The sequence below is a fragment of the Methylobacterium guangdongense genome (genome assembly GCF_038442355.1).
Classification (GTDB): domain Bacteria; phylum Pseudomonadota; class Alphaproteobacteria; order Rhizobiales; family Beijerinckiaceae; genus Methylobacterium; species Methylobacterium guangdongense.
In genome coordinates, this window is record NZ_JBBXMX010000001.1 from 411277 (window position 1) to 428201 (window position 16925).

16 protein-coding genes and 1 pseudogene are annotated in these 16925 nt (G+C 71.2%); 7 read left to right on the forward strand and 10 right to left on the reverse strand.

The window, feature by feature from the left end; translation table 11 throughout:
* The first annotated feature begins 13 nt into the window (after positions 1 to 13).
* The 4 genes from AAHG09_RS02020 to AAHG09_RS02035 all read left to right on the forward strand — a co-directional run bounded on the left by AAHG09_RS02020 (position 14) and on the right by AAHG09_RS02035 (position 4059).
* Positions 14 to 805 carry a taurine ABC transporter ATP-binding protein gene (locus AAHG09_RS02020; RefSeq protein WP_342105059.1) on the forward strand — a complete coding sequence of 264 codons (792 nt, stop codon included), beginning with the start codon at positions 14 to 16 and terminating at the stop codon, positions 803 to 805.
* Entirely contained in the window at positions 802 to 1644 is an 843-nt protein-coding gene (locus AAHG09_RS02025; protein WP_342105061.1) for an ABC transporter permease subunit, read from the forward strand. Before AAHG09_RS02020 ends, AAHG09_RS02025 begins: the two co-directional genes overlap by 4 nt.
* A 116-nt stretch (positions 1645 to 1760) precedes the next feature.
* Entirely contained in the window at positions 1761 to 3281 is a 1521-nt protein-coding gene (locus tag AAHG09_RS02030) for an aldehyde dehydrogenase family protein (protein ID WP_342105063.1), read from the forward strand.
* A gap of 4 nt (positions 3282 to 3285) precedes the next feature.
* Complete coding sequence (locus tag AAHG09_RS02035) at positions 3286 to 4059, forward strand: sulfite exporter TauE/SafE family protein (protein WP_342105065.1); 774 nt, start codon at positions 3286 to 3288, stop codon at positions 4057 to 4059.
* On the opposite strand, the gene AAHG09_RS02040 is transcribed toward AAHG09_RS02035, so the two are convergent.
* The 6 genes and pseudogenes from AAHG09_RS02040 to AAHG09_RS02065 form a co-directional block, all read right to left on the reverse strand.
* Positions 4033 to 5538 carry an aminotransferase-like domain-containing protein gene (locus AAHG09_RS02040; protein WP_342105067.1) on the reverse strand — a complete coding sequence of 502 codons (1506 nt, stop codon included), beginning with the start codon at positions 5536 to 5538 and terminating at the stop codon, positions 4033 to 4035. The genes AAHG09_RS02035 and AAHG09_RS02040 overlap by 27 nt on opposite strands.
* 263 nt (positions 5539 to 5801) lie before the next feature.
* Complete coding sequence (gene hpxZ / locus AAHG09_RS02045) at positions 5802 to 6200, reverse strand: oxalurate catabolism protein HpxZ (RefSeq protein ID WP_342105069.1); 399 nt, start codon at positions 6198 to 6200, stop codon at positions 5802 to 5804.
* Positions 6201 to 7382, reverse strand: coding sequence for an amidase (locus AAHG09_RS02050; RefSeq protein ID WP_342105072.1), 1182 nt, complete (start codon positions 7380 to 7382; stop codon positions 6201 to 6203). It lies immediately after the preceding gene.
* A gap of 29 nt (positions 7383 to 7411) precedes the next feature.
* A pseudogene (locus tag AAHG09_RS02055) lies at positions 7412 to 7966 on the reverse strand (ATP-binding cassette domain-containing protein); the annotation flags it as partial.
* Positions 7950 to 9533 (reverse strand): GMC family oxidoreductase, encoded by a 1584-nt coding sequence (locus AAHG09_RS02060; RefSeq protein ID WP_342105073.1) that lies wholly within the window; start codon positions 9531 to 9533, stop codon positions 7950 to 7952. The gene AAHG09_RS02060 and the pseudogene AAHG09_RS02055, both read right to left, overlap by 17 nt.
* On the reverse strand, positions 9530 to 11089 hold the full coding sequence (locus tag AAHG09_RS02065; RefSeq protein ID WP_342105075.1) for an ABC transporter substrate-binding protein: 1560 nt from the start codon (positions 11087 to 11089) through the stop codon (positions 9530 to 9532). The genes AAHG09_RS02060 and AAHG09_RS02065 overlap by 4 nt, the downstream gene beginning before the upstream one ends.
* Before the next feature lie 141 nt (positions 11090 to 11230).
* On the opposite strand from AAHG09_RS02065, the gene AAHG09_RS02070 reads away from it, so the two are divergent.
* The 3 genes from AAHG09_RS02070 to AAHG09_RS02080 all read left to right on the forward strand — a co-directional run bounded on the left by AAHG09_RS02070 (position 11231) and on the right by AAHG09_RS02080 (position 14290).
* Positions 11231 to 12130, forward strand: coding sequence for a fatty acid desaturase (locus AAHG09_RS02070; protein ID WP_342105077.1), 900 nt, complete (start codon positions 11231 to 11233; stop codon positions 12128 to 12130).
* Positions 12127 to 13161 (forward strand): alpha/beta fold hydrolase, encoded by a 1035-nt coding sequence (locus AAHG09_RS02075; RefSeq protein ID WP_342105078.1) that lies wholly within the window; start codon positions 12127 to 12129, stop codon positions 13159 to 13161. Before AAHG09_RS02070 ends, AAHG09_RS02075 begins: the two co-directional genes overlap by 4 nt.
* Positions 13162 to 13258: 97 nt before the next feature.
* A complete protein-coding gene (locus AAHG09_RS02080; RefSeq protein ID WP_342105079.1) occupies positions 13259 to 14290 on the forward strand; it encodes an aldo/keto reductase in 1032 nt (343 codons plus the stop codon).
* Between the two features lie 64 nt (positions 14291 to 14354).
* On the opposite strand, the gene AAHG09_RS02085 is transcribed toward AAHG09_RS02080, so the two are convergent.
* From AAHG09_RS02085 to AAHG09_RS02100, 4 genes are all read right to left on the reverse strand, one after another.
* Positions 14355 to 14552, reverse strand: a complete 198-nt coding sequence (locus tag AAHG09_RS02085) for a hypothetical protein (RefSeq protein ID WP_342105080.1) — start codon at positions 14550 to 14552, stop codon at positions 14355 to 14357.
* Between the two features lie 119 nt (positions 14553 to 14671).
* Positions 14672 to 15208: a hypothetical protein gene (locus AAHG09_RS02090; protein ID WP_342105081.1), complete on the reverse strand. Its 537-nt coding sequence runs from the start codon at positions 15206 to 15208 to the stop codon at positions 14672 to 14674.
* A gap of 129 nt (positions 15209 to 15337) precedes the next feature.
* Positions 15338 to 15802 carry a hypothetical protein gene (locus tag AAHG09_RS02095; RefSeq protein ID WP_342105082.1) on the reverse strand — a complete coding sequence of 155 codons (465 nt, stop codon included), beginning with the start codon at positions 15800 to 15802 and terminating at the stop codon, positions 15338 to 15340.
* A 49-nt stretch (positions 15803 to 15851) separates the two neighbouring features.
* Complete coding sequence (locus tag AAHG09_RS02100) at positions 15852 to 16580, reverse strand: V-type ATP synthase subunit E family protein (protein WP_342105083.1); 729 nt, start codon at positions 16578 to 16580, stop codon at positions 15852 to 15854.
* Positions 16581 to 16925: the final 345 nt, after the last annotated feature.

Here is a 16925-nt window from a genome sequence, read left to right on the forward strand (position 1 = left end):
TTCGGAGGGCGGCATGATCGAGATCCGCAACGTCAGCGTCCATTACGGAGAAGGCGAGGCCGGCATCGTCGCCCTCTCGCAGGTGAACCTGACGATCCGGCCCGGGGAGTTCGTGGTCGCCCTCGGCGCCTCGGGCTGCGGCAAGACCACCCTGCTCTCGGCGATCGCGGGCTTCCTCGAACCGACCGAGGGCAGCATCCTCCTCGACGGCGTGCCGATCCGGGGGCCGGGGGCCGACCGGGGCGTCGTGTTCCAGCGCCACGCCCTGATGCCCTGGCTGAGCGTGGCCGAGAACGTGGCGTTCGGCCCCAAGCTGCGCGGCGTCGCGCGCCCGGAGCGGCGCCGGATCGCCGGCGCGATGCTCGACCTCGTCGGGCTGGCCGAGTTCGCCGACCGGAAGGTCTACGAGCTCTCCGGCGGCATGCAGCAGCGGGTCGGCATCGCCCGGGCGCTCGCCGCCGATCCGCGCGCCCTGCTGATGGACGAGCCGCTGGGCGCCCTCGATGCGTTCACGCGCGAGCAGGTCCAGGAGCTGATCCTCCGGATCTGGCACCGGACCGGCAAGATGGCCTTATTCATCACCCACGACGTCGAGGAGGCGGTGTTCCTGGCCACGAAGCTCCTGATCATGAGCCCGCGGCCGGGCCGCATCATCGAGACGATCGACCTGCCGTTCTCGCGCGCGGTCGTGGCCGGGCGGGAGGCCCGGGCGGTCAAGTCGGATCCCGACTTCATCGCCGTGCGAGAGCGCGTGCTCGCGCGCATCCATCACCGGACCGATCCGGCGCTCGGGGGCGCCCGATGAGCGGCCTGCCCCTCGACGCGACGGCCGTGTCCGAACCGCAAAGGGTCCGTCCCAAGCGACCGGCCCGCCGCACCGCCGCGCTGGTCCCGATCGTGAGCACCGCCACCGTGCTGGCCTGCCTCGGCCTCTGGGCGGTCGCGACCCATATCGGCTGGATCAAGCCGCTGTTCCTGCCGCCGCCGGAGGCAATCCTGTCGGCCCTCGGCCAGGCCTGGAACGGGGACCTCGACGGCGCCCCCCTCGGCATCCATGTCCGCGACAGCCTGATGCGCGTCCTCGGGGCCTTCGGGCTCGCCACCCTGCTCGGCATCCCGGCCGGGCTGGCCATGGGGACGAGCCGGATCGCCCGGGGCATCCTCGATCCGCTGATCGAATTCTACCGGCCGCTGCCCCCGCTCGCCTACCTGCCGCTCATGATCATCTGGTTCGGGATCGGCGAAGTGTCGAAGGTTCTGCTGATCGTCCTCGCCTGCTTCGCCCCGGTGGCGCTGGCGACGCGCTCCGGCGTGCTCTCGGCCTCCGCCGACCAGATCAACGCGGCCCGCGCCCTCGGGGCGAGCCGCGCGCAGGTCCTGCGCTACGTGGTGCTCCCGGCGGCGCTGCCGGAGATCCTGATCGGCCTGCGGATCGGCATGGGGGTCGGCTGGACGACCCTGGTCGCCGCCGAGATGGTGGCGGCCCAGGCCGGGCTCGGCCAGCTCGTCCTCAACGCCTCCAACTTCCTGCGCACCGACGTGGTGGTGATGGGGATCCTGCTGATCGGCCTGTTCGCCACCCTGTTCGAAATCGGCCTGCGCCAGCTCGAACGCGTGCTGGTGCCCTGGAAGGGAAAGGCCTGAGGGGATCTTCGGTCCGCCCTGGCCCCCTCGGGCGCCGCCGGCTGGACCTGTCGCGGCGGCGGAGGCGCCCCTATCGACGGCGGGACGCCCCGAGCCGAACCGCGAGTGACTTGCCCATGTCGAACGACCCCGAGAGCCCGACGCGCGGTCAGGCGCGCTTCCCCGGGGGCGTACGCGATCGCCTCGCCGCCCTCGCCGGCCGCCACCTGATCGGGAACGCGCTGGTCGGCCCGGTGAGCGGCGATTGCCTGACCGTCCACGACCCCGCCACCGGGCACGCCCTGGCCCCGGCGCCGGCATCCGGCCCGGCGGATGTCGAGGCCGCGGTCGCGGCCGCCCGCGCCGCCGGCCGGGCCTGGGCACGGGTGCCGGCCCGGGAGCGCGGGCGGCTGGTGGCCGAGGGCGGGCGCCGGATCGCGGCGGCGTCCCCGGACCTCGCCCCGCTCCTCGCCGCCGAGACCGGGAAGGCGATCCGCACCGAGTGCCGCCCCGAGATCGCCACCGCGGCCGACATCCTCGCGATGTTCGGCGGCCTCGCCACCGAGTTGAAGGGCGAGACGCTGCCATTCAACCCGGACATGCTCGCGCTGACCACCCGCGAGCCCCTGGGCGTGGTGGCGGCGATCCTGCCCTGGAACGTGCCCCTCGTGCTGATGGCGCTCAAGATCGGCCCGGCTCTGGTCGCCGGCAACACCGTGGTGGTGAAGGCCTCCGAGGAGGCCCCCTTCGCGACGATCGAGGCGGCGCGGCTCCTGGCCGATCTCCTGCCGCCCGGCGTCCTCAATGTGATCTGCGGCACCGGTCCCGCCTGCGGGGCGCCGCTGGTCCGCCACCCCGACGTCGCCAAGGTGACCTTCACGGGCTCGCAGGCGGTGGGCGAGGCGATCTACCGCGACGCCGCCGACAAGCTGATCCCGGTGAGCCTGGAGCTCGGCGGCAAGAGCCCGATGCTGGTCTTTGCGGACGCCGACCTCGACCGGGCCGTCGCGGGCGCGGTGGCCGGCATGCGCTTCACCCGCCAGGGCCAGAGCTGCACCGCCTCGAGCCGGATCTACGTCGCCGCCGAGATGCACGACGCATTCGTGGAGCGTCTCGCCGCCGCCGTCTCGAACCTCCGGATGGGCGATCCCCTGGACGATGCCACCGACATCGGCACCGTGATCAACGCCCGGCAGCACGCCAGGATCATGGGCTACATCGCTCAGGGCGAGGCGACGCCCGGCGCACGGGCGGTGCGCTGCGGGACCCTGCCGGCGGCGCCGGACCTCGCCGGGGGCCTGTTCGTCGAGCCGGTCCTGTTCACCGGTCTGACCGAGGACAGCCCGCTCATGCGCGACGAGATCTTCGGTCCGGTCGCCTGCATCGTGCCGTTCTCCGACGAGGAAGCCGTTCTGGAGGCGGCGAATGCCGGCGCGTTCGGCCTCGCCGCGACGGTGTGGACCCGGGACCTGCGCCGGGCGCTGCAGGTGTCGCACGCGCTGGATGCCGGCTATGTCCAGGTCAACCAGAACCTGACGATCCAGACCAACCTCAGCTACGGCGGGTTCAAGAAGTCGGGCCTCGGCAAGGAAGCGTCCCTGGAATCGATGCTGGAGCACTTCACCCGCAAGAAGACCATCGTGGTCGACATGCGTTAGGGCGGTGGCTCCCGTCGTTCCGATGCCGGAACCGGCATCCCTGATCGCGATCGCGGCCGCGATCTTCGCCGCGGCGCTGATCCGCGGCTTCACGGGCTTCGGCTTCGCCCTGGCGGCCGTGCCGCTGCTCGGCTTCTCGCTCCCGCCGAGCCAGTGCGTCCCGCTCGCCGTCGCCCTTCAGTTCTGTGCGAGCCTGTCCGACCTGCCGCGGGCGCGCCGTACCTGCCACTGGCCCTCGCTCCGCTGGCTCGTCGCCGGCACGGTGGTCGGATCGCCGCTCGGCGTCGCCGCGCTGGCTGCGGCGAGCCCGGACGCCGCCCGGCTCGGGATCGCGCTGGTCTGCGGCTGCGGGACCGTCGCGCTCCTGCGCGGCTTCCGCTTCGCCGGGCTGCCGCGCGGGGGGGCGACCCTGGCGGTCGGGCTGGCGGCCGGCCTGTGCAACGGGCTCGCGGCGATGCCGGGTCCGCCCGTGGTCGCCTACTACCTCGCGACGCCGCTCTCGCCGCAGCAGGGGCGCGCCTCGCTGCTGGTGTTCTTCCTGGCCACGTCGATCGCCAGCGCCGTCAGCCTCGCGACCGCCGGGCTTCTCGGGGCCTTCCTGGCGATTCCGGTGGCGATCGGCTTCCCGCTCATCGTCGCCGGCAGCCGCCTCGGCGAGGCGCTCCTCCAGCGCGGCGCCGGACGGGAGCATCGAAGCCTGTCGATCCTGCTGCTCTGCGCCGTCGCCGTCACCAGCGTGGTGCAGGCGGTCTCAGACCTGCTCGGGCATCCCCTGTGACGCGGGGATGCCGGCCGGCGTCACGAGGTCCGCGAGGCGGGTCAGGCCCGCCTCGATCCGGTCGGTGCGGATCGAGGCGAAGCCCAGGCGGAAGCAGGCCCGGCCGGCCTCCGGGTCGGCGTAGAAGATGTCGCCCGGCTCGATCAGGACGCCGCGTGCGCGGGCGCGCACGCTGAGGTCCCGGGCATCGAGGCCCGCGGGTCCCTCGACCCAGAAGCTCGTGGCCCCCGGATCACGCCGCCAGCGGAACGCCGGCAGGAGGCGGGGCAGCAGGCTCGCAATCCGGACGGCGCGTTCCTCCAACACGCCGGCGGTCCGGCGCAGATGCGTGCGGTAATGCCCGAGGGCCACGAACATCGCGGTGGCGCGCTGATTGTTCGAGGGCGGGTGGCGCAGCATCAGCCGCCGCAGCACGCGCAGTTCCGCGATCACGGCCCGGGGCGCCACGACGTAACCGACGCGCAGGCCCGGAGCGAGCACCTTCGAGAAGCTGCCGACATAGATCACGCGGCCGTCGGTATCGAGACTCTTGAGGGATGGGATCTCGTCCGCCAGGGCGAGGTCGGCCTCGTAATCGTCCTCGACCAGGACGACGTCGTGGCGCCGCGCAGCTTCGAGGAGGGCGCGGCGTCGCTCCAGCGGCATCACCGCGGTGTTCGGGCACTGATGACCCACAGTGACGAACGCGACGTCCCGGCTGGCGAAGGCGGCGTCTGGCACGACCCCGTGCCGGTCGATGGCCAGCGTCGCGAGGTCGGCGGTGGCGAGGGTCAGCATGTTGCGGGTGTCGGGATAGCTCGGGTCCTCGACGCCCGCCGGCGTGTCGCGGCCGACCAGCAGCTGGATCAGGAGCGAGAGGGCCTGCTGCGAGCCGATGGTGACCATCACCTCGTCGGCGCTCGCGAAGATGCCCCGCCGCGGCAGCACCTGCAGGCGAAGCTGCTCCACGAGATCGGCATCGTCCTCGTCGATCAGGTCGCCCGCCCAGGCGTTGATCTCGGATACGCCGGAGGCTGCCCGCACGCTCTCGCGCCAATCGTTGGCCGGGAACAGGGACGGATCGAACTGGCCGAACAGGAAGGGATACGGGTAGTCGAGCCAGTCCCGGGGCTTGGTGATCTGCCGCAGCTGCGCGGGCCGGACCGCGAAGCGCCGCGACCACGCGATGGATCGTCCCGGGGTCGGTCCGCGTGTCTCGGAGACGGCCAGATCCGGCGCCAGGAAGATCCCGCTGCGCTCGTGAGCGACCAGAAACCCCTCGTCGATGAGCTGCTGGTACGCGTTCACCACGGTGTTGCGGGCGACGCCCAGCAGGGCCGCCAGCTGGCGCGTCGACGGCAGCCGAGCCTCCGCGGTGAACAGCCCCCGTTCGATGGCCGTCACGATCGCCCGACGGATCTGCAGATGCAGCGCCAAGCCGCTCCGGTCGAGCTCGCCGAACAGCTGCGTCCAGGCGAGGGCATGATCGGTGATAGCCATGGCATCGGGCTCCTGCTCGGCAACACGTCGCCCGAGGCAAGGATGGCGCCAGCGCGTCGGGACCGGCGGCTTTCCGTCCGCGATCCGCTTCGGGGAAGGCGCGGGCGGCGCCGGGCTGCACGTCGCCTACGCGGCCGGCTCGAAGATCGGGGCGATCGCAGGTCGGGCGTCGAAGGCGGTCATCGGCTGGCCGGCGGCGGAGACGGGCCGCGGGATCGGTCGACCCCGGTGGGGCCCGATCCCCTGCCCCCTCTAGTTGTGCGTCATGTCACCGGCGGCATGAGCGACACGTGGGCGGACACCACCTTCCATCCGACCTCCGGCAAGCGCATCCAGGTCTGGCTCTGACGCCCGATGCCGGGCTTGCCGCGCGGCTTGAACTCCAGATTCACGGTGGCGAAATCGCGCCCGATCGTGAGGATCTCCAGCCGGATCCGCGCCTCCTTGGTCCCGCCCGGCGGCGGATCGGCCGCGACCCGGGCGGCATGCACCTCGGCGAAACCGTAGCAGTTCTCGGTGAGGGCGTAGCGGATCGTGTGCGGACTGTCCCAGAAGGTCGCGTCGAGGACGGCGACATCCTTCTCGACGAGCGCCTGCTCGTAGCGCTCGAACAGGGCCGCGATCTCGGCCACGACCTCGGGGCGGTTCAGGGTCACGTCCATTCAGCCCTCTAGGGCGACCGCGGTGCGGATCAGGTCGAGGTCGGTTTCACGCGCACCGATGATCGACAGGCCGACCGGTGCGCCATCGACGTGGGCGCCCGGCAGATTGACCTGCGGGACGCCGGTGAGGCCGCCGTGGCTCGTCAGGCAGGCGATGCGCTCGCGTACAGGATGCAGCGCGCCGAGCGGCAGCCCGCGCGGGGGTGCCGGGAACGGGGTGGTTGGGAGGCACAGGATCGTGCCGGGGGGCAGGAGCCGGGCGAGGCGGGCCCGCGCCTCGATCCGCATCAGACTGGCGGCGCTGCGCTCGGCATCGGTCATCATCGAGCCCTGGATCAGCGACCGGGCGACCGAGAAGGCCATGCGCGGATTGCAGGCATCGAGCCAGGGTTCGAAGGTCTGCCACGCCTCGCTGCTCTGCAGGACGCGCTGCGCCCGCTGCCACACGGACAGGCCCTGCGGCGCCAGGGTCACGTCGCGCCGATTGCCGATCAGGGCGGCGAGGCGGTCGATCTGCGGGGCCAGTGCCTCCTGCACGGCGGCGTCCGCGAAGCCGAGCGCGTCGGCGGCCACGAGCAGCGTGTGGGGCGGGCGGTCCGGCATTGCCTGGCCGAACAGGACTTCGCCGACCCGAGCGAAGGTGCGTGCATCCCGGGCGAACCAGCCGCAGGTATCGGAACTCGGCGCCTGGACGCAGATCCCGGTGAAGTCGATGCGGCCGTGCGTCGGCCGGATACCGTAAAGCCCACAGAAGCTCGCCGGCACGCGCACCGAGCCGCCGGTGTCCGTGCCCAGCGCGAAATCGCAGGCGCCCGCGGCCACCGCGGAGGCCGAGCCGCTGGACGAGCCGCCGGGCACCCGATCGGGCGCCGCGGGATTGAGCGGCGTGCCGTCGTGGGCGTTCTCGCCGAGGATCCCCAGGGAGACCTCGTCGGTCACGGTCTTGCCGACCACCGAAGCGCCCGCATCGAGCAGCCTCTGCACCACGCCGGCATGGCGGGTCGGCGTCGGGTAGACCCGCGGCCAGTCCGGGTTGCCGCCGCCCGTGGGGACGTCGGCGACGTCGATCAGGTCCTTGACGGCGAAGGCGAGGCCGGCGAGCGGCCCCGTCGCGGATCCGGCGACGCGCACGCGCGGCCCGGGCAGAAACGGGTCCGTCGAGAGGGGTTGTTCAGGCGTCATGCGGGGATCGGTTCCTGCCAGTGGGCGCCGGGTACGGCGGCGAACAGCGTCTGGGTGTAGGGGTGCTTCGGCGGGGCGCCCAGCACCGAGGCCGCCGGCCCCTGCTCCACCGGGACGCCCTTCTGCAGGACGGCCACCGGGTCGGCGATGCCGGCCACCACGCCGAAATCGTGCATGACGGACAGGACGCTCGTGCTGTGCTCGCGCTGCAGCTCGCGGATCAGCTGGAGGATCTGCGCCTGGATGGTGACGTCGAGCGCCGTGGTCGGTTCGTCGGCGATGAGCAGCCGCGGGTTCAGCGCCAGCGCCATGGCGATCATCGCCCGCTGGCGCTGGCCGCCCGAGAGCTGGGGCGGGTAGGAGCGCAGCAGCCGGGCCGGGTCCGAGAGGTGGACGCTCGCCAGCAGCGCCAGGATGCGCGCCCGGCGGTCCGCGTGCCCGAGCGTCGTATGGATGCGCAGGACCTCGTCGCTGAGGCGGAGGGCTGGGGGTAATCGGGCGCTGTCGTGTCCCGTGCGTGCGGCGGAGGCACGGCTGTGAGGCCTCGCCGATACGCGTTTGACACGATCACGTCCGCGCCTCACGCATCCGCCGGGCCAGATTCTCGCCGATCATCACGCAGGTGAAGTGCAGGTTGGCCCGGCAATCGCTCGGCATGATGGAGGCGTCGCACACCCGCAGCCCGTCCAAACCCCGGACCTTGAGATCGGGATCGACGACACCGGAGGCGTCCTGCCAGCCGGTCATGCGGCATGTGCCGGCCGCGTGCTGGATGTCCCCGGCCTCGGCGAGCATCAGGGCGTCGAGTTCGTCATCCGGGAGGCGCGCGGCGTCGCCGATCGGGAGCGGGCTCTCGCCGAACCGGATCGCCGTCGCGAGATCGGCCAGGGCCGGGTGCTCCGACAGGCGCGCGAGACGGCGCACAGCGTCGCGCATCCGCAGGCGATCGCGCGGGTCGTCGAGCATGTTCTCGTCGATGACCGGGTTGGCCTCCGGATCGGCCGCGGTGAGGTGCAGCGTCCCGCGCGAGAACGCGTCGTAGAGGCCGACGCCGATCGCGCCCTGCGGCGTCGGCTCCGGGCCGGTCAAAGTCCGGTGATTGTAGGCGACGAAAATCATGTCGCGCTCCCCGCCGCCCGCGAGGCCGCTCGAATAGGTGACGCAGCAATTGGTGTGGCGCGCATCCGGGCCGAGGGCCCGGCGTTCCGGCTTCAGATCGAGGGTCGCCCGCAGAATCGGATGGTCCATGAAGTTGCGGCCGACCGCCTCGTGCGCTTGGCCGACGGGGATGCCGAGGGCCTGAAGCGGCTCGGCCGGTCCGATCCCGGAGCGCATCAGGATGGCCGGGCTATGAACGGCGCCGGCACACAGCACGATCTCGCGGCCCCGAATCTCGGTCCAGGGCCCCGCGCCGAAGCGCACGCGCAGGCCGGTCGCCCGGCGGCCCTCGAACAGGACGCGGTCGACCAGCGCCTCGCAGCGGATCTCGAGATTCGGCCGGTTGCGTGCCGGCTCTAGGTAGCCGTCATTGGTGGTGACCCGGTGACCGTCGCGGCTGTTGATCGGGTTGCACGAGACGCCCTCGCCCGTCGGCGCGTTGAGGTCCGCCTTCCAGGGATGGCCGGACGCCAGGGCTGCCGCGCGAAGCCCAAGATCCACCGCGCCCCAGGCCTCCGGCTTGGCGCGGTAGACCGGGAGCGGACCGCCGCGCCGGCGGCCATCCTCCGTGCCGAACTCGGTATCGTCCTCGATCCGGTCGAACAGGGGCATCACATCCGCGGCCGACCAGCCGGTGCAGCCCTGCGCTGCCCAGGCGTCGAAGGCCGCGGGCACGCCGCGGATCGCGATCTGCGCGTTGACCGTCGAACTGCCGCCGAGCGCGCGACCGCGCCAGTAGAAGCGGGGTTCCTGCACGCGGGTCCGCCGGCTCATCAGCCCCGGCCACTGCCAGTCCGCCTGATGGGCCGGGTCATACATGAACGGGATGATGTTGGCCGAGCGCAGCGCCGGCGGCGCATCGGCGGAGCGCCAGTCGCGCCCGGCTTCCAGCAGGAGCACCCGGCGGTGCGGATCCTCCGAGAGGCGGGCCGCCAGAGCCGCCCCGGCCGAGCCGGCGCCGACCACGATGACATCGTACGGGGCTGCGCTCATGGCTTGGCGACGTTCCAGAAGAGCGGGATGGCGGAGGGGATCAGCCCGGTGAGCGACGTTCGATAGGCTGCGGGCTGCGCGAACTGGCCGAACGGGACGACCAGCCCCTCGCCGTAGACGATGGTCTGGATCTCGCCCGCGAGGGCGCGCCGTCTGTCCAGATCCGGCTCGCGTGCGAAGCGGTCGAACAGGGTGACCATGCGCGGTTCGCACATGAAGCCGGAACTCGCCGCGTCCTGGCAGTTGAAGTTGATCGCGGAATTCGTCAGCGGCGAGCTGAGATCGAGGCCGAGCGCGTGGATGCCGAAGAGGCTCCAGCCGGCCTTCTTGGTGCGCCGGGCGAGGAGGGCTGCCCAATCCATGACCTGCAGGTCGACGGTGAAGCCGGCCTGCTTCAGCCGGTCGGCCAGGATGGTCGAGGACACGCGCGCCGCCTCGAGATCGTTGGCCACCATCACGATCACCGGCTCGCCCTTGTAGGCGGTCGCCTTCAGGGCAGCCCGGGCCGCCGCCACCGAGGGGTCGTGCAGGAGCTCCGTCCCGACATGCGTCTCGTAGGGCGAGCCGCAGATGAAGAAGGCGTCGCAGGTCTGCGAGAAGCGCGGATCGAGGCCGAACCCGTCCAGAACCTCGCGCTGATCGACGAGGCGCAGCAGCACGCGCCGGATCGCCGGGTCGTCGAAGGGCTTGGACGCCGTGTTGATGCGATAGTGGCCCGTGAACCTGTGCGGGCCGGTGAAGTTCATCACCGCCAAGCTCGGGTTGGCCTCGATCTGACCGATCAGGTCGAAGGGCGCGTACTGCATGTAGTCGATCTCGCCCGCCCCGAGGGCGCTCGTCGCCGTGGCCCCGTCGGGGATGACGCGGATGTCGAGGGCGTCGACCTTCACGACCTTGCCGCCGGCCAGGAAGTCCGCCGGCTCGGGACGCGGCCGATAGTCGGGGTTCCGGCGCAGCAGCATGTGGTCGCCGGGGATGTGGGCGGCGCGGTCGTAGACGAACGGACCGGATCCCACGACCTCCGTGAGCTGCGTCGTGGGGGGTGTGGCGGCGAGGCGGGCCGGCATGATGAACGGTGTGGGGCTCGACGTGGTGCCGAGCGTGTCGAGGACGAGGCCGTAGGGCTCCCGCAGCGTCAGCACGACGGTCCGGTCGTCCGCGGGCTCCAGGGCGGCGGTGACGTCCATGAGCCGGCCGCCCAGCGCGCTGCGCGCCGCCCACCGCTTCAGCGAGGCGACGCAATCGGCGGCCCGGACCGGCGCGCCGTCGTGGAAGCGCAGCCCGTCGCGCAGGGTGAAGCGCCACGTCAGCCGGTCATCCGACACCGACCATGTGTCGACCATCTGCGGCCGGAACACGCCCGCCGCGTCCGGCGCGAACAGCGTGTCGTACACCATGTAGCCGAAGGTCCGCGTGATGTAGGCCGTGGTGAAGTAGGGATCGAGGGTGACGATCTCGGCCTCCAGCACCGCCTTCACGGTCGTTTCCGCGCGGCCGGAGACCGGCGCAAGCAGCGCCGCGGCCACGAGAAGGCCGGAAAACCAGGATCGTCGCATTTTGCATTCACCCTTTGCCGGAGCGGCATAGGCAAGCGGGATACCAAGCCGAGCGCGCGCGTCGGCGCATCTTCGGCGGCCTCGGCATGGATGATGCAGAGCCCGTGCGCCTTCGAAGCGCTCATACGGTCCGGGAAACGCATGGCCTCCGCGAGCGGACGGATTCTCACAGGTTCCGAGGTGAAGGCGCTGTCGCAGCGCTCGGACCGACGCGGTGCCGTCCGCCTCGGCCTCCATCTCCTGCTGCTGGCCGGATCCGGCTGGCTGGTCTGGCGCTCGGGACCCTGGACGCTGCTGCCCGCCATGCTGCTGCTGGGCATCGCGCAATCGGCCCTGTTCGCGCCCATCCACGAGACCGTCCACCTGACCGCCTTCCGCGCGCGCCGGGCCAACGCCGTCGTCGGCTGGCTGGCGGCCTGCCCGTCACTGCTGAACTGGCACTTCTACACGGCGTTCCACCTCGCCCATCACCGTCACACCCAGGACCCCGAGCGGGATCCGGAACTCGCGCTGCCGCCGCCCTCGACCCTGGACGCCTATGTCTGGCGCATCCTGGCCCTGCCCTATTGGCGCACCCGACTGCAGGTGGCCTGGGCGGGCCTCCGTGGCGATCTCTCGGCCTACCCGTTCATCACCGATCGCGCCGCGCCCCGCATCATCCGCTCGATCCGGGCGATGTGCGCGGTCCTGCTCGTCGGCACGGCCCTCGCCGTGGTTCTGGTCGGCTGGTGGGCGCCCCTGGTCTTCTGGATCGGGCCGCAGCTCCTCGGGCAACCGTTCCTGCGACTCTACCTGCTCACCGAGCACACGCTCTGCACGATGGACGGCAACGGCCTGACCAACACGCGCACGACCTTGACCAACGGGCTCATGCGGCTCCTCATGTGGAACATGCCCTTCCACACCGAGCATCACCTCTACCCGTCGATCCCGTTCCACCGCCTTCCGGACGCCCACACTGCGATGCGCGCGCGGCTCGGCGTGCTGCAGCGGGGCTACGCCCGCTGGCATGTGGGCTTCGTGCGGACATTGCGCCCGTGAGCGACTGGGCGACGACGACCGGAACCTTCGACCTCGGCGACCTGCCGCTCCAATCGGGTGCGGTGCTGCCGGGGGCGCAGCTGCGCTGGAAGACGCACGGAAGCCTGTCGCCGGGGCGCGACAATGTGGTGCTGTATCCGACGAGCTACGGGGCCCAGCATCCGGACCTCGCATGGCTGATCGGCCCCGACGGGGTGCTGGATCCCGGCCGCTGGTTCATCGTCATCCCCGACATGTTCGGCAACGGATTGTCGTCGAGCCCGTCGAATACGCCGGGCTGGCCCGGCCTCGTCACCGCCTGGGATAACGTCCACGCGCAGCGCCGCCTGCTCGCCGAGCTGTGGGGGATCGAGCGCCTGCACGCCGTCTACGGCTGGTCGATGGGCGCACAGCAGGCCTATCACTGGGCGGCCCTGTTCCCCGGCCAAGTGGCCCGCGCGGTGATCAACTGCGGCAGCGCCCGGACCGCCACCCACAACCGCGTGTTCCTGAAGGGCCTCATGGCGGTGCTGGAGGCAGCGCCCGAGCATCGCGGTGGGGGTCGCTTCTCGGCCGAGCCGTCCGCCGCCCTCCGGGCCTTCGGACGCATCTATGCGGGCTGGGCGCTCAGCCAGGACTTCTACCGGGCGGACCTCCACCGCACCGCGCTCGGCGCCCCGGACCTCGACAGCTTCCTGCGCACCGACTGGGAGGAGCGCTTCGCCCGCCGCCCCGCGGCCGATCTCTACGCGCAGCTCTGCACCTGGGAGGCGGGCGACATCAGCCGCGACCCGCGCTACGGCGGCGATCTCACCCGGGCGCTCAACGCGATCACGGCCCGGCTGCTGCTGATGCCGGGCGAGACCGATCTCTACTTCCGCGTCGCCGACAACGCCGCCGAGCTGCCGCACCTGCGCGACGCCGTCCTGCGCCCGATTCCGAGCATCTGGGGCCATCGGGCCGGCAACCCGTCGAGCAATCCGGCCGATGCGGACTTCCTCCGCGACACCGTGCGGGCCTTTCTGGACTCAGCCGAGGCCCGCGCGACCTGACCGCCGGGCCGATCTCCGATGGCGGGGAAAGCTGACCTGGGCTTGCGTGTTGGACGGTCGGGCGCACCGCGCATCGTGCGATCGTACAGGGGATGTCATGGACTACAGGCAATTCGGACGCTCGGGCCTCACCGTGCCGGCGCTGAGCTTCGGCACCGGTACGTTCGGGGGCACGAACGAATTCTTCCAGCGCTGGGGGCAGACGGACGTCGCCGAGGCGACCCGCATGGTCGATCTGTGCCTCGATTCCGACGTCAACTTCTTCGACACGGCGGACATCTATTCGGCGGGGGCCTCGGAGGAGATCCTGGGGCAGGCCCTGAAGGGGAAGCGCGACCGCGCGCTGATCTCCACCAAGGCGACGTTCCGCTTCGACGACGCGCCCAATCAGGTCGGGTCCTCGCGCTATCACCTGATCCGCGCCTGCGAGGCCAGCCTGAAGCGCCTCGGCACCGACCACATCGACGTCTACTTCATGCACGGCTTCGACGCGCTCACACCCGTCGAAGAGACGCTGCGGGCCCTCGACGATCTCACCCGCTCGGGCAAGATCGGCTATATCGGCGCCTCGAACTTCTCGGGCTGGCAGCTCATGAAGGCGCTCGCCACTTCGGAGCGCTACGGGCTGGCCCGCTACGTCGCCTACCAGGGCTACTATTCCCTGATCGGCCGGCACTACGAGTGGGAGCTGATGCCCCTCGGGATCGACCAGGGCGTCGGCCTGATGGTGTGGAGCCCGCTCGGATGGGGCCGCCTCACCGGCAAGATCCGACGGGGCCAAGCCAACCAGAGCGGCCGCATCGCGGCGGGCGGTGCCGAGGGCGGGCCGCCGGTCTCCGATGACTATCTCTTCGGCGTCGTGGATGCGCTCGACGCCGTGGCGGCCGAGACCGGCAAGACCGTGGCACAGGTGGCGCTCAACTGGCTGCTGACTCGGCCGACCGTCTGCAACATCGTGGTCGGCGCACGCACGGAGGCGCAGCTGAAGCAGAACCTCGGCGCCCTGGGGTGGACGCTGGCGCCCGAGCAGGTCGCGCGCCTCGACGCGGCAAGCCACGAGACCCCGATCTATCCCTACTGGCACCAGAAGGGTTTTGACGAGCGCAATCCGAAGCCGACGACGTGGTAGCGGACGCTGACGGCGTCCGCGGGCAACCGGATCGGACGGTTCTGCCAAGCGTGCTGACGGGTCGCTAGAGGTGCGTCAGCCGCAGGCGCAACGCCGAATCCTCGGGCACCTCGGTCGCGGCCGCGCGCGGGGCAGACGCCTTCATCGACGAGAGCGGCCCGATTGCGGCTGGATCGATCGGATCGGCCTGAACCATCGTGCAGCCGCCGAGGGCCAGGGCGAGCGGCAGAGCCAGGAGGGGCCGGCGGAGCAAAGGGTGCATGCTGCCGGGCTCCTGACCCAATCGGGCGCCCACCAGCAGGACCCGTCGCCGTCCCGGCCGATATCGCTCCACGTCGAGGCCGGGAACACGCACGGGTTTGAACCTCCAACGGACGTCGCTCAGGCCGCGGCGCGGCGCTCGCCCGGCACCAGATCCCGGCTCGCCTGCTCGATCCGCACCAGCCAGCCCTCGGCGGCCTCCGCGCGGCGCTCGGCGGCCTGCACCCGGGCCTCCATCGCCTGAAGCTTCGCGGCCGCCTCCGCCTCGACCTTCCCGATCTGCGCCTCGGCGCGGGCGCGGAGTTCGCCGGCCTTCGCGTCCGCCTGGGCCTGAACCTCGCGCACCAGTTGCTCGAAGGCGCGGACTTCCTGCTGCGTGCGCCGAAGCTCCTGGAGCAGGGCGTCCTGCTCGGCGGCCTGTTCGCGCAGGCGCGCCTCCTGCTGCTGGGCGGCGCTCTTGGCTGCCGTCAGGGTATCGAGCACGCCGGTCCAGTCGGAGGGGACCCGGCGGGGCGCAGGCGCCGCGTCGCTCACCACGGCGAGCGCGGGAGCGGCCTGGGCGGGCGCCGTTGGCTTGTCCTGGCCCTCCGGCCGGTGCGCCACAATGTGCGCATCGAGGTTGGCCCAGAACGCCTCGTCCATCGCTGGCATCGCCATTCCCTTCTGCCCGTACGTGTCTCAAGACGGCGGCTGGGAAACGCCACGCCGGGGGCTCCCGCGGAACACCCAGGGCGGCGCGTCCATATCTCGGTGCCTCCCGCGGACCGGGAGGCATTCAACGCGGCCTCAGCGGCCCGTCGTGCCGGTCCTGCGCGCAGGAGGCTCGACGACGAATTCGGAATCGATCGTCTCGGCAATCCGGCGCAGCCAGTCCTCGGCTGAGGCGGCACGCTCCTCCGCGAGACGGGCGCGCTCCTCCGCGGCCTGGATCAGCAGCGCCGCCTGCGCCTGGGCCTCGTCGGTGCGCTGCTCGGCGGCGCGGACCTTCGCGTCGGCATCCCGGAGGTCGGCGCGCACCTGCTCGATCAGCTCCTGGACCTGCACCTCGTAGTCCTGGGCGCGATCCTCGACTTCACGGATGTAGTGGGCCGCACCGCGCACCCGGTCGAGCAAGCCCGACCATTTCGCGCTCGTCGGCACCGACCCGAGAACCACGACCTTGGCGTCCGGCTTCGCGTCGGACTTGGCACCGTCTTCGCCCGACGCGGCCGCGTCCCGAGGGTCAGACTCGATCCGTCTTGACTGATCCATGGTCGATCCTGAAGCCGGGGGAGGAGCGATGGGGTCCGGACGCTCGTCCTTAGCCTTCGGCCTGGATCTGGCCCATATGGCCGCCGAGCAGGAGCGTCTTGGCGGCCGCGTCGATCCGCGAGAGCCACTTCTCGGCGGTGTAGGCGCGCAGGTCCGCGACCCGCACCTGCTCCTCGGCCGCCCGGACCCAGGCCTCGGCCTCGGCCTGGAGCGTGCGCACCCGGGCCTCGGCCTCGGCGCGGATCTCCTCGACCTGCGAATCCGCATCCGCCTGGACGCGCTGGAGGCGGATATCGGCCCGCGTCTGGATCTCGTGGGCGCGCATCTCGGAGAGCTGGAGCCGCTGCTGGGTCTCCTTCAGCTCGCGCTGCAGGGTCTCGATCAGCACCTCGTGGGAGGCACTCTGCTCCCGCAGGCGCTTCTTCTGCTCGTCGGCGAGGCCGACCATGCCGTTGATGATGTCGAGGGTCGTCATCCAGTCCGAGACCGCGTCGGTCTGGGCTTCGAAGGATGACGGAGCCTGCGCCAGAGCATCGATCGAGGCCGTCGTCGCGGTCGGGACCGGATCGGCGTCGTTGACGGCCGCGTCCGGCATCACAGCGGCGGGCGCCTCTTCCGTGTCCAGGCTCAGGCGCAGCGCCGGCAACTCGCCGGGACCGGAACTGGGTTTAAGCCTTAAGATCTCCGCCGAGGGCTTCTCGGAGATACGGTCCAGACTTTCCGCGACCTGCGTCAGGATGTGGGACCAAGAGGCTGTGGGCGCCGCGATCATGCTCATTGCTGCCTTTCCCGGGGCGAACATGGCATGATAAAGACACAGACATGGTTAATGAGCCGTTAATTGTGTATTCGAGCGATAGCATTTCATAACCATCTCTGAACCGCAATTAATCTTCGTCCTCCGCGACATCGCCGGCCTTCCTCGACGGCGCGACGCCCACCAGTTGCCGTTTCGGCACGATATTCGATCGGGCATGAGGGAATTGAAGCAGCACAATTAACGGTTTTCGCCAGATCAACCAGCCTTAGTAGCGGGCAAATATCATGATCGGGCTGGCCCCATGATCCCAACCCGCCCCTTGGCCGTGATGGTCCGCCTGCATCAGTTTAGACCTCCGCCGAG

Excerpts from the sequence above, each read along its gene's own strand:
- AAHG09_RS02020 (WP_342105059.1), top strand. The coding sequence starts at position 14 with ATGATCGAGATCCGCAACGTCAGCGTCCATTACGGAGAAGGCGAGGCC.
- AAHG09_RS02025 (WP_342105061.1), top strand. The coding sequence starts at position 802 with ATGAGCGGCCTGCCCCTCGACGCGACGGCCGTGTCCGAACCGCAAAGG.
- AAHG09_RS02030 (WP_342105063.1), top strand. The coding sequence starts at position 1,761 with ATGTCGAACGACCCCGAGAGCCCGACGCGCGGTCAGGCGCGCTTCCCC.
- AAHG09_RS02040 (WP_342105067.1), bottom strand. The coding sequence starts at position 5,538 with ATGGCTATCACCGATCATGCCCTCGCCTGGACGCAGCTGTTCGGCGAG.
- hpxZ (WP_342105069.1), bottom strand. The coding sequence starts at position 6,200 with ATGGACGTGACCCTGAACCGCCCCGAGGTCGTGGCCGAGATCGCGGCC.
- AAHG09_RS02050 (WP_342105072.1), bottom strand. The coding sequence starts at position 7,382 with ATGACGCCTGAACAACCCCTCTCGACGGACCCGTTTCTGCCCGGGCCG.
- AAHG09_RS02060 (WP_342105073.1), bottom strand. The coding sequence starts at position 9,533 with ATGAGCGCAGCCCCGTACGATGTCATCGTGGTCGGCGCCGGCTCGGCC.
- AAHG09_RS02065 (WP_342105075.1), bottom strand. The coding sequence starts at position 11,089 with ATGCGACGATCCTGGTTTTCCGGCCTTCTCGTGGCCGCGGCGCTGCTT.
- AAHG09_RS02070 (WP_342105077.1), top strand. The coding sequence starts at position 11,231 with ATGGCCTCCGCGAGCGGACGGATTCTCACAGGTTCCGAGGTGAAGGCG.
- AAHG09_RS02080 (WP_342105079.1), top strand. The coding sequence starts at position 13,259 with ATGGACTACAGGCAATTCGGACGCTCGGGCCTCACCGTGCCGGCGCTG.
- AAHG09_RS02085 (WP_342105080.1), bottom strand. The coding sequence starts at position 14,552 with ATGCACCCTTTGCTCCGCCGGCCCCTCCTGGCTCTGCCGCTCGCCCTG.
- AAHG09_RS02090 (WP_342105081.1), bottom strand. The coding sequence starts at position 15,208 with ATGGCGATGCCAGCGATGGACGAGGCGTTCTGGGCCAACCTCGATGCG.
- AAHG09_RS02095 (WP_342105082.1), bottom strand. The coding sequence starts at position 15,802 with ATGGATCAGTCAAGACGGATCGAGTCTGACCCTCGGGACGCGGCCGCG.
- AAHG09_RS02100 (WP_342105083.1), bottom strand. The coding sequence starts at position 16,580 with ATGAGCATGATCGCGGCGCCCACAGCCTCTTGGTCCCACATCCTGACG.